13 protein-coding genes are annotated in these 12,972 nt (G+C 67.9%); 3 read left to right on the top strand and 10 right to left on the bottom strand.

Annotated elements, in window-relative coordinates:
• Positions 1-14 precede the first annotated feature (14 nt).
• Positions 15-2,819 (top strand): protein kinase, encoded by a 2,805-nt coding sequence (locus tag ACFWVE_RS19875; RefSeq protein WP_384015659.1) that lies wholly within the window; start codon positions 15-17, stop codon positions 2,817-2,819.
• On the opposite strand, the gene ACFWVE_RS19870 is transcribed toward ACFWVE_RS19875, so the two are convergent.
• Positions 2,816-3,316 carry an ATP-binding protein gene (locus ACFWVE_RS19870; protein WP_384015657.1) on the bottom strand — a complete coding sequence of 167 codons (501 nt, stop codon included), beginning with the start codon at positions 3,314-3,316 and terminating at the stop codon, positions 2,816-2,818. The genes ACFWVE_RS19875 and ACFWVE_RS19870 overlap by 4 nt on opposite strands.
• A 292-nt stretch (positions 3,317-3,608) precedes the next feature.
• Here ACFWVE_RS19870 and ACFWVE_RS19865 point away from each other — a divergent pair, with 292 nt between their 5' ends.
• Both ACFWVE_RS19865 and ACFWVE_RS19860 read left to right on the top strand, forming a co-directional pair.
• Positions 3,609-4,460 (top strand): helix-turn-helix domain-containing protein, encoded by an 852-nt coding sequence (locus ACFWVE_RS19865; RefSeq protein ID WP_384015655.1) that lies wholly within the window; start codon positions 3,609-3,611, stop codon positions 4,458-4,460.
• A gap of 10 nt (positions 4,461-4,470) precedes the next feature.
• Positions 4,471-4,662 carry a hypothetical protein gene (locus ACFWVE_RS19860; RefSeq protein WP_384015653.1) on the top strand — a complete coding sequence of 64 codons (192 nt, stop codon included), beginning with the start codon at positions 4,471-4,473 and terminating at the stop codon, positions 4,660-4,662.
• A 149-nt stretch (positions 4,663-4,811) separates the two neighbouring features.
• Here ACFWVE_RS19860 and ACFWVE_RS19855 read toward each other — a convergent pair whose 3' ends face one another.
• From ACFWVE_RS19855 to ACFWVE_RS19815, 9 genes are all read right to left on the bottom strand, one after another.
• The gene (locus ACFWVE_RS19855) at positions 4,812-5,846 is read right to left on the bottom strand and encodes a hypothetical protein (protein WP_384015651.1); all 1,035 of its coding nucleotides are present in this window, start codon (positions 5,844-5,846) and stop codon (positions 4,812-4,814) included.
• Positions 5,834-6,499 carry a hypothetical protein gene (locus ACFWVE_RS19850; RefSeq protein ID WP_384015649.1) on the bottom strand — a complete coding sequence of 222 codons (666 nt, stop codon included), beginning with the start codon at positions 6,497-6,499 and terminating at the stop codon, positions 5,834-5,836. Before ACFWVE_RS19850 ends, ACFWVE_RS19855 begins: the two co-directional genes overlap by 13 nt.
• 349 nt (positions 6,500-6,848) lie before the next feature.
• Positions 6,849-8,024: an amidinotransferase gene (locus ACFWVE_RS19845; protein ID WP_384015647.1), complete on the bottom strand. Its 1,176-nt coding sequence runs from the start codon at positions 8,022-8,024 to the stop codon at positions 6,849-6,851.
• 173 nt (positions 8,025-8,197) lie between these two features.
• Positions 8,198-8,794, bottom strand: a complete 597-nt coding sequence (locus ACFWVE_RS19840; protein ID WP_384015645.1) for an OmpA family protein — start codon at positions 8,792-8,794, stop codon at positions 8,198-8,200.
• Positions 8,795-8,849: 55 nt separating this feature from the next.
• Complete coding sequence (locus ACFWVE_RS19835) at positions 8,850-9,431, bottom strand: hypothetical protein (protein ID WP_384015643.1); 582 nt, start codon at positions 9,429-9,431, stop codon at positions 8,850-8,852.
• A gap of 34 nt (positions 9,432-9,465) precedes the next feature.
• Positions 9,466-10,068, bottom strand: a complete 603-nt coding sequence (locus ACFWVE_RS19830) for a pilus assembly protein TadG-related protein (RefSeq protein WP_384015641.1) — start codon at positions 10,066-10,068, stop codon at positions 9,466-9,468.
• Positions 10,065-10,259, bottom strand: coding sequence for a hypothetical protein (locus ACFWVE_RS19825; RefSeq protein WP_384015639.1), 195 nt, complete (start codon positions 10,257-10,259; stop codon positions 10,065-10,067). Before ACFWVE_RS19825 ends, ACFWVE_RS19830 begins: the two co-directional genes overlap by 4 nt.
• Positions 10,260-10,419: 160 nt before the next feature.
• Positions 10,420-11,322, bottom strand: a complete 903-nt coding sequence (locus ACFWVE_RS19820; protein WP_384015637.1) for a response regulator — start codon at positions 11,320-11,322, stop codon at positions 10,420-10,422.
• Positions 11,323-11,345: 23 nt separating this feature from the next.
• On the bottom strand, positions 11,346-12,968 hold the full coding sequence (locus tag ACFWVE_RS19815) for a sensor histidine kinase (RefSeq protein ID WP_384015703.1): 1,623 nt from the start codon (positions 12,966-12,968) through the stop codon (positions 11,346-11,348).
• Positions 12,969-12,972 lie beyond the last annotated feature (4 nt).

Genomic DNA, 12,972 nt, shown 5'->3' with positions numbered 1-12,972 from the left:
GGAGGGGGAAGAGCGTGGTGGAGGGGCTGCGGGCTGGTGATCGACAGGCTGTGGGGCCGTACCGGTTGCTGAGGCGGCTGGGTGCGGGCGGGATGGGGCAGGTGTTCCTCGGGCGTTCGCGCGGAGGGCGGCTGGTGGCCGTCAAGGTCGTCCATCCCGAGCTGGCGACGGATGCGGAGTTCCGGCGCCGGTTCGCCCGCGAGGTGGAGGCCGCCCGTCAGGTGGGGGGTTTCTACACGGCGCAGGTCGTCGACGCCGATCCACAGGCCGATCCGCCGTGGCTGGTCACCGCGTACATCGACGGCCCGTCGTTGCAGGACGCGGTACGACGCCATGGGCCGCTGCCCACGTCCGCGCTGTGGCGGCTGGCAGCCGGCCTCGCGGAAGGGCTGGCGGCGGTGCACGCCTGCGACATGGTGCACCGCGATCTCAAGCCCGCCAACGTCCTCCTCGCCCCGGACGGGCCCCGGCTGATCGACTTCGGGATCGCGCGGGCGGCCGACGACACCCAGCTCACCCGGACCGGCCTGGTGTTCGGTACGCCGGGCTTCATGGCCCCGGAGCATGTGGTCGGCAACCAGGCGGGGCCCGAGGCGGACGTGTTCGCGCTCGGCGGGGTCCTGGCGTTCGCGGCATCGGGCGTCAGCCCGTTCGGCCACGGCGCCGCGCACGCGGTCAACTACCGTGCCGTGTACGAGGAACCCCAGCTCGCGGACGGCCTGCCCGCCGGCTTGCGTCCGTTGGTCGTGGACTGTCTCGCGAAGGCTCCGGACGCCCGGCCGACCGTGGCCGAGATCCTCGAACGGCTTCCTGCGCTGGACGACGCCGAGGGGCCGTGGCTGCCGCCCGAGGTCACCCTCGTCATCGGCCCCGGACGGGACGGAAAGCCTGGGGAGGGCACCTCCGACAACGGTGCTGGAGGCGCCCCGGAGACCGGCACCGATACCGATACCGATGCCGGCACCGGCCCCACCTCCGCCCCCGGCCCCGGCGCACAGGAGCCGGCGATGAACCCGGCCGCAGCCGAGGCCCGACGGGCCGAGCGGGAGCGGCGGGTGCGGCGTGTGCGGGAACAGGGCCGGGAGCGTGCCGAGGCCCGAGCCCGTCGCCTGCTCACCCGGGCCGAGGAGGTCACGAGCCATATCTCCGGTGGAGAGGAACGGGTGCGGACGCTTTCCTCCCTCGCCGCGGCCGTGTACATGATCGACCGGACCCACGCCAAGAAGCTCATGCGGAAGGTGGAGCAACAGACCCACCGACTCCCGGACCCTCTGGCACGGGTGCGGGTCATGGCCGCGGCCGCCAGGGAATGCGCGCCTCTCGACCGTTCCTGGGCGCTGTCGCACGCCATGCGCGCCGAGGCCACGGCCCGCGGGATCAACGTGATCGCCGGCCGGAAGACCCGCCGCAAGGCCCTGTACGTCGCCGCCGAAGGGCTCGCGCCGCTCGATCCCGCGCGGGCCGAGGAGATCGTCCGGCAACTCGGCAACGTGCCCGGGCGGTCCGACGACGCCCAGGCGCTGAGTGTCGTCGCCAGGGCGATGGCGGCGGTGGACCCGGACCGCGCCGAGCGCATGGCCCGGAGCCTCCCGGCGAAGGACGTCTACTTCACGGAGAAGATTCTGGCCAAGGTCGCCGTGGCCGTGGCCGGCGACGATGCCGACCGGGCAGCACGCCTGCTCCAGGGCATCGAGGATCAGAGGATCCGCGCGAAGGCGTCCAAGAAGCTGTCCGCGACTTCGCCCGCCGCGGAGGCCACCGAACCGCGCCCCAGCTCCTTTCCCGATGCCCCTGCCGCCCCGGGCGCAGGCCCGTCCAAGCGGCAGGCCGTGCTGGACCGCATCGTCGCCATGGCCGCCGCCGACCCGGACCGGGCTCTGCAGAGCGCCGACGCCCTGCCCGACAAGGAGGACCGGGCCGTGGCTCAGTGCGAGGTCGTGGCCGTACTCGTGGACACGGACCTGGAGAGAGCGGAGCAGATCGCCCTCAGCATCACGGGCGGCCCGGCGAGCGCGCGGGCCAGGGCGAACGCGATGGTCGCCAGGGAGTTGTGCTGGAGCGCTCCCGGCAGAGCGGAACGGCTGTTCCACGAGGTCGAGCAAATCATCGGTGACATCACCGACCCCAAGGGACTCGGCGAGGCCCGTACCTCGCTCGCCGTGGCGCTGGTCGAGCGCGAGCCCGTACGAGCCCGCCGGGTCGCTGCCGCCATCACCGACCCGGAGCAACAGGCACACGCCCTGTGCCTCATGGCGGACGAACTGGCGGACACGGCACCGGAACTCACCGCGGAGCTCATCGCCGACCTGTTGCGGACGACCCGTGAGATAACCGACCCGGCGGCGCGGGGCATCGCGCTGGAGCAGGCCGTCCGGCAGCTCCTGCGTTCGACGCCCCTGCCGGAGCACGAACAGCCCCAGCCCCCGCAACAGGAGCGGGATCAGGCGCGGGGGCGGAGACAAGGGCTTCCACAGCGGCAGTTGGCGGCCGAGATCACGGTGCAGGCCATGGGGCTCCACGGACCACGCCGCGACATCGGCCTGCTCGCGGTCGCGAACCTGCTGATCGACGTGGTACTCGAGGACGCCACCGCGCTGGCGCGGGAAGCCCTGAGCATCGCGCGCAGCGAGCACGACGGCGACAAGTTCAACTTCTGGTCCGAGAAGCCGCTGACCGCCCTGGCCCTGATCGACGCCCGCGAGGCCGCGCGCCTGGCCGTCGAACCCCCGCTGACCCCCACCCCGGACCATGCCCTGGCCAAGCTCGCCCAGTCCATGGTCGCGGCAGCCGACCGCCACTTCACCAGCGAGAGCCTTTAGGGCTCCCCGGCCGCGTACGCACGCGCGCCGCCCCTGGGGAGAACGGCCCACATCCGGGTGCCTCCACCCGGCTCCCGCGCGTCACCGAACCCCCACTCCCCCGCACAGACCTTGACCACGCAGGCCAGAACACGGAGCGCCGCTCGGCGACGGGAGTCGCAGGCGGCAGCCAGCCGGGGGTGCGTGTGGCGGGGGTGGGCGTCGTAGAGGACCACGCGGAGGGCGTCGTCCCGGTAGCGGAGGGAGACGTACACCTCGGCGGCGGGCGCCAACCGGCACGAACACGCAACCAGTTCACTCACCACCTGCACCGCGGCGTCCGTCACGTCGTTCAGGCCGTGGGCCCGCAGGATCCCCCTCGTGGCCGAGCGGGCGATCGCGGGGCTCTGCGGGGCGGCGGGAGGCGTGAAGCTGTAGGCGAGAGTGTCGGGGGCAGGCGGGGCGGACGGCCGGTCGACGGGCGCGGCGATCGGACAGAGGGACGAGGGTTCAGGCATAACAACTCCCGTTGACTGACAGCTGATTGCTGAATGGTGATTGCTGGTCTGTGATGCGGTCCCGCCGGTGGCCTGTCTTCCTGGCACGGGCACACCCCTCCCAGGGCAGGATGGTGCGGTGAGCTCGCATGACGCACTTCCGACCGCCACGGAAAGCGACTACCGCATCGCTGACAGTAGACCACGAAGGTGGCACATTGCCACCAACTGACCGGATTTACCACTCATGTGGGTAGACCTATCGAGCCGCCAAGGGGCAGACTGACGCCGCGACCATTGGAGGAAGTGACAGATGCCGCCGAGGGCAACGCCCACTCAACGCCAGCGACGACTGGGCGCGGAACTGCGGAAGATGCGTCTCGCAGCAGAGGTGTCGACGGAGTACGCCGCCGGGCTGCTCGGCCTCGATCGGGCGAAGATCTCCAATATCGAGGCAGGGGTCCGGACCATCACTCCCGAACGTCTGCGGACCCTCGCGTGCAACTACGACTGCCGCGACGAGGAGTACGTCGAGGCCCTCGCGAACATGGCCGGCGACCGGACACGGGGCTGGTGGGAGTCCTATCGCGGTCAACTCCCCGCAGCACTGCTGGACATTGCCGAGATGGAGTGGCAAGCCAGACGAGTCCGGGGCGGACTGGCCCTGCACGTGCCGGGCCTGTTGCAGACCGACGCCTATGCACGCAGGCTGTTCGCCGCCGCCCTGCCGCCACTGTCACCGGCCGAAATCGAACTGCGAGTGGCGCATCGCATGCAGCGTCAGCAGGTCCTGCATCGGGAATCCCCGATCACGTATGTCGGCTACGTGCACGAGGCCGCACTACGCGTCGAGTTCGGCGGCACGAAGACCATGCGCGCACAGCTCGACCACCTCTGCGAGCTGTCGGAACTCGCGAACATCGACGTGCGGGTGATCCGCTTCAAGGCCGGAGCCTTCCCCGGAGCCGGCCAGGGCCTCACCTACGCGGAAGCGGCAGTACCCCAACTCGACACGGCGGAACTGGACTCGGCTCACGGGCCCGAGTTCCTTCACGGTCAGTCCCAACTGGCCAAGTACCGGGCGCACCTGGACTGGATGGAAGAGGCATCGCTCTCGTCGGCCGATTCACGCGACTTCATCCACAACATCGCCAGCGACCTCTGAGGAGCACCCCATGGCAGCCATCACCTGGGAAGAACCCTTCTGCGCCGAGGGCGCCAACTGCTTCCGCATAGGCACCGACCCCGACGGCAACGCCTACATCGCCGTGGCCGGCCAGGAGGACCGCCCCCTCACCGACACCCGAGAAGCCCTCCGCACCCTCATCCTCGAGATCAAGGCCGGCAAAGCCGACCACCTGCTGTAGGCCGCTCGGACGGCGGGGCCCATGGACCGTCGTGCCCTCCCCGTCGCCGCTCGGCCTCGTGCGCCGACGACGTGGATGTCAGCCACCCGGGCAGTCCGGAATCCGACGATGACGGGTTCCGGACCGCCTCCGGACTTTCAGCATGTGGTTCAGCGGTTGATGGCCTGGATCTCCTGGACGACGACGTCCTGGGTGGCGCCGAAGCTGCCGTCGGGAAGGTCGCCGCCCGCGCCGCCGGTGCCGGTCCACTCGATCTCCCAGGTGACCGTCGCCTGCAACGGGAAGGTGCCGTCGCCCGAGGAACGCAGGTACTCCACCCCGCAGGGCGGGGTCCGCTCCGCCTTGCCCTTGGCATACGGCTCCCCGATGCGGCCGTCGTCGATCGCACAGACACCGGACGCCGGGAACGTCCGGGCGTCGGGCGTGCCCGGCTCGATCTCCAGCGACACCGGCACCGCCGTGGCCGTCGCCTCAATACCGATCACCGGCACGGACGCGGTGACCGACACCGGCTTGAACTCCGCCCCGTCCAGCCACGCCCACGTCGGAAGATTCACCTTCGCCGCCCCGGCCGGGGCCAGCGTCACCTCCGTACCCGGGACACGGATCTCCGCATAGGCGAGCTCCGCGAGGATCTCCGGCGTGACCGCGTTCTCGATGCCGGCCGGCGGGGGATCACCCTGATCCACCCAGAAATAGTCCTCGTCGCAGGAATCCCAGCCCGGGGGAAAGCTGTCATTGACGTAGGAACCCCACCAGTGCCCCTCACCGGTCCGGTCCTTGTTGAAGTCCTTCTCCGGCTCGTCCGGATTCAGATACTTCTTCCGCTGCACGGCATCCCACTCGTGCCCCGTCGACCCGGCCTCCCAGATCGGCTCCAAATACTCCTGCAACTGCTCCGGCGTGTACTTGGGCGCATACCAACAAGGCGGCGGCGACCACGACGTGGCCGAGGTCAACGCACCCGCGGAGTCGCCGCTCCCGTTCTTCGAACGATCGAAGACCACACCACCCACCGTGACCGAAACAGTACCGTCGCCACCGGCTTCGGCCTGCTGCTGCGCCCCCTCTCGTGTGCCGTTCTCCCCACGCCCGCCGGCAAACGCCGCAGGTGCCACAAGCGAGGGGATGGAAACGAGCGCGGCAAGAGCTGTGATCCTTACTGCTTTTCCTACGGCTGACACTCCTTGCTCCCCCGGTTCGACGCGACGTCGGTGGTTTGCCAGACGCCATCAGCGCTTTTCTCTAGCTTGGTGTTGTAGAGGACATAACTGTCTGCCGTCGTCGGCGTGTCCTCAACTTTCCCGGTCTTCTTGTTCTTGATGAACGACTTGCTTTCGTCGGAGCAGTAAGTGACGTAGGCGCCGTTCGCCCCAGACAGGCTCACCTTGTAGTCGAAGTAACGAGTTTCACCGACCCAGGTGTCGTCTTTCTTGATGTACCTGAGCGCATAAGTGATCGAGCCGCTCAGCGCCTTCTCCGTGTTGTAGAAGCCGAGCGCCTCGGTGTCCGTACTGCCAGCAAAAATCGCTTCATCGACAGAGTTGACGCTCAATGCACTGTCCGCGAGGACTGCGTCCTTCACAGGATCGCCCGTCTTCTCGTACTCGAAAACGTTCTCCGCGTCCGAGGGAAACTCGATCTCCGGGCGCCCTGAAGCGGCCGAAGCACTCGGGCTCGGCGACGACTCCTTCTCGCCCCCTGTGTCCGCACCCGCGATCTTGTCGCTGTCCTTGTCCTTGGCGGAGCCCTCCTCGCTGCCGCCGCACGCGGACAGCGTCAGGGCCGTGGCAGCGGTCAGCGCGAGCGCTGCGAGCAGGGTAGGGCGGCGGTTCACGGTGTCGGCTCCCGGTGGGGCGAGGCTTCTCTCGAGCGAACCCACGCTATCCAGCGATGCATAACGACACCAGGGAGATGAGTGACGACTTGCCGGGTGTATCCAACTAAACCCACCACCCCACGGCCCACTTGGAACGGACCCGTTACGAGGGGCGGCACAGCCCATGCTCCGGGCCTCGACGTCGACCGGAGGCGTTGTCACGGGAGGCACCAGGTCCACTGGACAGGGTGTGGCATTCTCCGTCATCTGGTCTTGTGCGGCGCGACACACCGCAACACCGGCGCCTTGACCTCATCGCTCCCTCCCCCTCTCACCTCGGGAGGAACCTCAGCGGCCGGTGGGACCGTCAATCGGTGTACGACTCGAGCGTGCCGCGGCGTCGGATGTCGAGTGTCGCGCAGTGGAACGAGCCGCCGAACGGCGCGTAGTGCAGCAGGTCGCACGGGATCGGCTCGAAGCCCCATTTCTCCAGCGCGCGCAGCATGTCGGTGTGGTGGCGCTCCGCGATCACCCGTTTCTCGTCGATCATGAGAACGTTCATGCTCAGCCACTTGCCGCACATCGAAGTGACCTTGAGCAGACGATCGTCGATCGGACGGGGCTCGGGGGCGATCAGGACGTCCCACGAGCTCAGGACGTCCGGCAGGTGGTCGACGTCGACGTATTCGGGATTGACCAGTACCTTGCCGGGCGCGAGGAGGACGAACGTCGTGTCGATGTGCATGGGCGCGCGGCAGCGGCTCTTGATCTCGTGGATGCGGTAGCCGGGTCCGAGATGACGGCGCAGCCAGTCGATGCCCATCCGGTTGGTGACGTTGCTCCGCGTGACGAACAGGTCGCGTCCCGCGCGCACGAAATCCGCCGCGTCGAACACCGGCTCGAACTCGGTGAGGATGTAGCGCATGGGCTCGCCGGCCTCGGGGATACGGAAGTCCGCCTCGAAGAGTTCGTCGGTGAGCTGCGGCTTGGGAGCCGCCGTCCAGCGCGCGCCGCCCCGGAAGTACTCCTTGAGGATCGTGCGATAGGAGTGGGTCTCGAAATACCGGCACGGCCATGCCATCGGGGTCTCGATGATCTCGTCGCCGATCACGAGCATGCTGTCACGCGGACACGTGTTGCAGAAGCCGCGTGACGACCAGTCGGGGGTGCTGAAGCGGCGCCGGTGGTCCATCTCGTCCGGGCGTCTGACGGTGACGTCGAGGGACTCCAGGAGGGCGATGAACCGATCGAGTTCCTGCTGCGCCCGCTCGACCAACGGGCGCGGGTATCTGAAACCGGCGGCAAGCCCCTGCATCCGTGCCGCCCATGGCGGGATGTTGCAGGTCACGACCGGATGGTCGGAGGGAATCGTCGCGCCGTCGAGACGCCCGACGATGATCTCCTCCAGCGGGTCCCACTCGTTGTGCGAATTGACCGGCGAGACGAAGGGCTCCGAGTCGCTGTCAGTCGCGGCTGATCGCGCCGGACGCGAATCCTTGTCTGCCGCTGCCGTCAGCCTACCGGGCCTTGGCGTTACCGCCATGATCAACCGCTTTCAATCGCAAAAGTCAGTAACTCACCATATTCAACGCGTTACGTCGGGAGATGTACAGGACTGGTGCGTGTCTACGAGTAGGACCATGTGCGCAGCAGGACAGAATCTTGCCCGGATCAAAGATCCGAGAATCGCACGAGTGTTTTAGTAGTTCTCGGTTCTCAGCTCTCAGTTCGGGGGAACGTGATCTCGACCCTGCGGTTCTTCTTGCGGCCGGCCTCCGTCGAGTTGTCGGAGATCGGGTACTGCTCGCCGTAGCCGCGTACCTCGTACGTGACGTCGGGGTCGTTCAGCTCCTGGTCCAGGACGGTGTGGACGGCGTTCGCGCGCTGACGGGACAGGACGTCGCCGTGGGCCGAGGAGCCCAGGTTGTCCGTGAAGCCGAAGACCCGGATCCTCGCCGCGTTCTGCTTCTTGATCTCCTCGGCGATCGCGCCGATACGGGCCTTCGCCTGCGCGCTGAGCTTCGCGCTGTCCTTGCCGAACAGCACCTCCGCCTGCAGCGCGAACGTCACCTCCGTGTTGGTGTCCTCGCGGCGCTCGTCACCGCTCTGCTCCTCGACGACCTGCTTGATGTCCAGGACCTTCGGCTCGGCGAGGGTGGCGCCGTCGGGGAGCTTCAGGTCCGGGTCGTTGGGGTCGAGTTCGACGGGGGCGGAGGCGGTGGCCTCGGTGCCGGGGGGGACGCTGGGGTCGTCGGCGGCGTGTGCAGCAACATTATTGACACTCGCAGCAAGCAGGACCGCAACGGCCGTCATGGCAAACCACTTGCCCGTTGCGGCATGTGGGATTCGAGACGTGGTCATTTGAGCATCACCCGGTGATCTCGATGACACCAGCTGAGAACATGGGCAGCTGGAACGTCAACTCAGTTGTCTCCGGGGGCGGCGCGGGGAATTGCATGAAGACGGGCACCGAATCGCCTGGCTTCAGATTGGGGAAATTGGTCGTCGTGAGCGGGCGGCCGTCTGTGTCTCGCAACACGTAGTAGCGCTTCTTTCCCTTGGAGTCCACCAGAGTGGCACCACCAAGGGACCTACCATTCTTGATGATCTCTGTCTCGTTGCCACTTACCTGAGCAGGAACGACAGACACCTTACTCGCATCGTTCGTCAAGTCACCGCTCACGGTCAGGAAGCCACCTGAGTCCCGCTGCGCCGCGGTGATTTTGAGCAGCAGACCAGACGGACCCTTCAGTTCGGCCAACGGTTCCGCTGACTGTCCCTCTTGAGTACTCGGGTCGGGCCCTTCTTCCTTGGGCGTAGGTACCGAAGCGTTCGATTTGTCATCGCCGTCTCCGTCGCTGCTACACCCGACAACTCCTAGGGACAGTCCGGTTGCCAGAGTCAGCGCGACCACCCCTCTGCGGGCCCGCATCGTGAACCACATAATCATGACCCTGCTTCCCTATTCATTCGTCGTTCGCTGATCAGTCGGCCAGGTGGACGTCGAAAAGATCCTCAGGCTTTGGAAGAAGCTCTTCGAGATCTTCCGGATCCAGCTTCCACTCCCTGTCCTTGCAAGTGAGCAGAGGCAGTGCGTCCTCAGGCGCGCCCTCAGCCAGGAGGGCGAAAGTACAGCGAGGATCGATCACCGCACTCGCTGTCTCCTGCGACTTCATGTTCTCGGTACCGGGCACGATGGAGTCCCCCACGGTGTCGGTCGTCTCGACCTCGACCGTGTAGCCCAATAGCCCGTCTTGCACGCACCTCAGAACAGCCGCGTCGTTCTGTGCCGCAAGTTGCTGTGCGCGCCAGCACGACTCGTCGAGCCCTTCTGCACTGCCGTCGAAGATCGCCTGCCACTTGGTCGGGTCCAAGAGATCCTCGACCCAGGCACCCGCGAGTTGGTCACGCCTGTCCTGCGCCGCTGCGAGAGCAGCCGCATCGGCGGCGGTCTGGGCACCGTTCCTGTTCACCGTTGCCTGGCCAACCGCGAAGTACGCAAACGCGAGGAAGAGCAGGCCTCCCACCACCGTGATGTAGATAGGGAAAGCCTGCCCTGCGTCGCCGTACCTACGGGGCCGCCTCAACCGGTCACTTCTGCGATCTTCGCCGTGATCGCTGTGTAAATCGTCTGTCCAATGTCCGTCCCCGTGATGGCCAAAACGATCGCCACCACCACCGCGATGATCCCCAGGTACTCCACCGCCGTCTGCCCCGTGTCGTTGCGGGCGGTGCGGGACTGGAGGTATGTGACCGTGGTGTTGATCCAGTTGCTCATGGTGTTCCCCTCCGGCTGACGCGGTTGCGGCTTCCTTCAGGGTGCCGCATTCGATATCAGCAACGTACGGCGAATTTCCCAGTCCGCCAGAGGGCCCCAGGACCCAATCCCGGGCCCAGTTGCCGGGCCGCCGCTTCGTCCCCCCTGACGTCACCGCAGGTCACCCCAGTCCTCGTGCGGAATCCGGGGCCGTGCCGAGCCACTTGGCGGCGGCTTCGGAACGGCTGGTGCTGTGCAGCTTGGCGAAGATGCGGTTGATGTGGTTCTTGACCGTCTTCTCGCTGATGAAACAAGTGGCGGCGATCTGCTGGTTGTTCATGCCGGATGCGATGTGATCCATGATCTCCGCCTCCCTGCTGCTCAGTTGGAACCTCGACCTGTCAGGAACGGCCGGACGACAACCGCTTGCCCACCCTGACGACGACTGTCCCATATCTGGTTGCAGTTGCGAAAGGTTTTGTGAAGAAACGGGTGGCGTGATAGACCGCCGCGCGCCCAATATGCTTGGTGGCGCAGCTTGTTGAGGGTTCATATACCGCAGCTTCGTCTTGGAAAGTTCGTATGCAGTCGCATCCGTCCCGGCTCCCAGATCTTCCGGCAAGGGCGGGCCCGAGGGCGTCTTGCGGAGTTGGGCCAGCAGCGCTCCCGCCGCCGTGGGGGTGAAGTGGGGGCGGCCGTGACTGATGTCCCGTACGGCCGTGACCAGTTCGTCCGCCGTGAACTCGCCGTGGACCAGGTAACCGCCCGCTCCCCTGCGCAGTGCCTCCTCGACGATCTCCGACTCCCCGCTGTACGTCAGCATCACCACCGGTGCGATCCCCACCAGGTACGGAAGTGCCGAGATGCCGTCCATGCGCGGCATTTGGACGTCGAGGAGGATGACGTCCGGATGGTGGTCGCGGGCCGCCTCGCAGGCCTCCCGGCCGTCTTCCGCCTCCGCCACCACCTTTATCCCTTCTCGGCCGGAGAGCAGGGCCGTCAGGCCTGCGCGGACCACCGGATTGTCGTCGGCGACGAGGACCCGCAGGACCGCGGTGGACGGGGGTTTCTGGTTCGTCGTCATCTGTGACACCTGTGTCATCTGTGTCATCGGGCCACCTCCGCTGTCGCGCGGGTGCTGGTGAGTGGTCTCGCGGGCGCCATCGGGAGTTCCAGGCGGACCTCCGTGCCTCGCGGGTGGGTGCCTCGGCCGATGCGGATGCGGGCACCGATCGCCGCCGCGCGCTCGACCATGCCGACCAGGCCGAAGTGACCGTCCGTGCGGAGTTGTTCGAGGGTCGTGCCGGGTGGGAGGCCGCGGCCGTCGTCGTGGACGGTGATACGGAGCAGGCCGCCGTGGACACCCGCGCTCACGGCGACTCGTGTCGGGTGCGCATGGCGGTGGGCGTTCTCCAGCGCCTCTGAGACGATGGTGAGCAGTTGGCGGGCCACCGTGAGGGGGACGGGTACGGGGTGGGGCGGAGTCCCGGCCGCGTCGTCGTCGCCGGTTCGGCGGAAGGTCGCCGGAAGGCCTGTGCGGGTGCTGAAGGCACCTGTACGTGCTGCCAGTTCGGCCACGATCTCCTTGCCGCTCTGCCACGCGCCCGCACCCCCGGGCGCCCCTCCCCGCAGGTCCGCCAGGAGTTCACGGGACTCGGCGGCGGCGCGGCGGGCAGAGCGGGCGACCAGTTCCGCCTGTTGCCGTAGCAGCGCCGCGTTCACGTGCCCGGCGCTCGCCGAGCCGGCGAGGCCGTCGGCGGCCAGGGCGACACCGTGCAGGGTCTTCGCCACCGAGTCGTGCATTTCGCGTGCCAGGCAGGCACGTTCCTCGCTGACCGCCTCCGTGGCGGCCAGGCGGGCCTGGACCGTCGTCAGGGCCCGGGTGGCCGTGCCGAAGCCAAGCATGAGGTTGCGGAGGCTGGAGCCGACCGCGCCCGTGATGACGCAGAGGCCCGGCAGGAACAGCGTCTCCGTGAGGCCCGCGGGTGGATCCGCGTCCGCCAGGGTCACGTGGACCAGGAGCAGGATCAGTCCCTGGAGGGAGGCGAACGCCGCCGCCCCCCGCCAGCCGTAGACCAGACCCGCGAGGAGCGGGGTGCAGATGCCGGCGTATGCGAGGAGGCTGTCGGGGCCGGCGGAGATGAGGAGCAGGGCTCCGAAGAGGGTGTCCACGGCGAGGAGGCTGGGGTGGCGCAGGAGGAGAGGGCCGAAGCGCTCCCAGTCCCGTACGAGGGCGTAGGACGCCATGAAGGTGACCACGACCGCGATGCCGACCATGCGCACGCTCCAGCCCGGCCCCGCGTTGAGGAGGGCGGCGGGGGCGGCCAGCGCGATCACCGCCAGCCGGAAGCCGAACACCTGCCGGCACAGGGCCTGGAGTGCGTTGATCTGGAGGTCGACGGCCGGGGACTCGAATGCCGGCGCGGGGGGAGGCAGGGGTGCGGGTGCCTGCGGGGTGGCTCGGTCCGTCGCGGGGTGGCTGTCCGTCGCAGGGTGTGGCCGGACCTCCGGCGCGCCCGTGGCGACGTGCTCCCTGAGAGCCTGTTCCGTGAGGGCCTGCTCCGTGAGGGCCTGCTCCGTGAGGGCCTGCTCGGTGACGGCGTGCGCTGGGAGGGGCGAGCCGTCCGCCGAGGGCATGCCGGTCCCGGGCTGCCGGGTACGGCACCGGCGCAGCAAGCCCCTGCGGTCCCTACGTCCTGAGCGCGGCCCGCGCTCCCCGGTCATCGCCATCCTG

This window comes from Streptomyces sp. NPDC058632 (assembly GCF_042717095.1).
GTDB lineage: Bacteria > Actinomycetota > Actinomycetes > Streptomycetales > Streptomycetaceae > Streptomyces.
This window is presented reverse-complemented; position numbering and strand designations above follow the sequence as displayed.

Bases quoted from the DNA above. Each gene is read 5' to 3' on its own strand.
- ACFWVE_RS19815 (WP_384015703.1), bottom strand. From the start codon at position 12,968: ATGGCGATGACCGGGGAGCGCGGGCCGCGCTCAGGACGTAGGGACCGC.
- ACFWVE_RS19870 (WP_384015657.1), bottom strand. From the start codon at position 3,316: ATGCCTGAACCCTCGTCCCTCTGTCCGATCGCCGCGCCCGTCGACCGG.
- ACFWVE_RS19865 (WP_384015655.1), top strand. From the start codon at position 3,609: ATGCCGCCGAGGGCAACGCCCACTCAACGCCAGCGACGACTGGGCGCG.
- ACFWVE_RS19835 (WP_384015643.1), bottom strand. From the start codon at position 9,431: ATGATTATGTGGTTCACGATGCGGGCCCGCAGAGGGGTGGTCGCGCTG.
- ACFWVE_RS19820 (WP_384015637.1), bottom strand. From the start codon at position 11,322: ATGACGACGAACCAGAAACCCCCGTCCACCGCGGTCCTGCGGGTCCTC.
- ACFWVE_RS19845 (WP_384015647.1), bottom strand. From the start codon at position 8,024: ATGGCGGTAACGCCAAGGCCCGGTAGGCTGACGGCAGCGGCAGACAAG.
- ACFWVE_RS19840 (WP_384015645.1), bottom strand. From the start codon at position 8,794: ATGACGGCCGTTGCGGTCCTGCTTGCTGCGAGTGTCAATAATGTTGCT.
- ACFWVE_RS19825 (WP_384015639.1), bottom strand. From the start codon at position 10,259: ATGAGCAACTGGATCAACACCACGGTCACATACCTCCAGTCCCGCACC.
- ACFWVE_RS19860 (WP_384015653.1), top strand. From the start codon at position 4,471: ATGGCAGCCATCACCTGGGAAGAACCCTTCTGCGCCGAGGGCGCCAAC.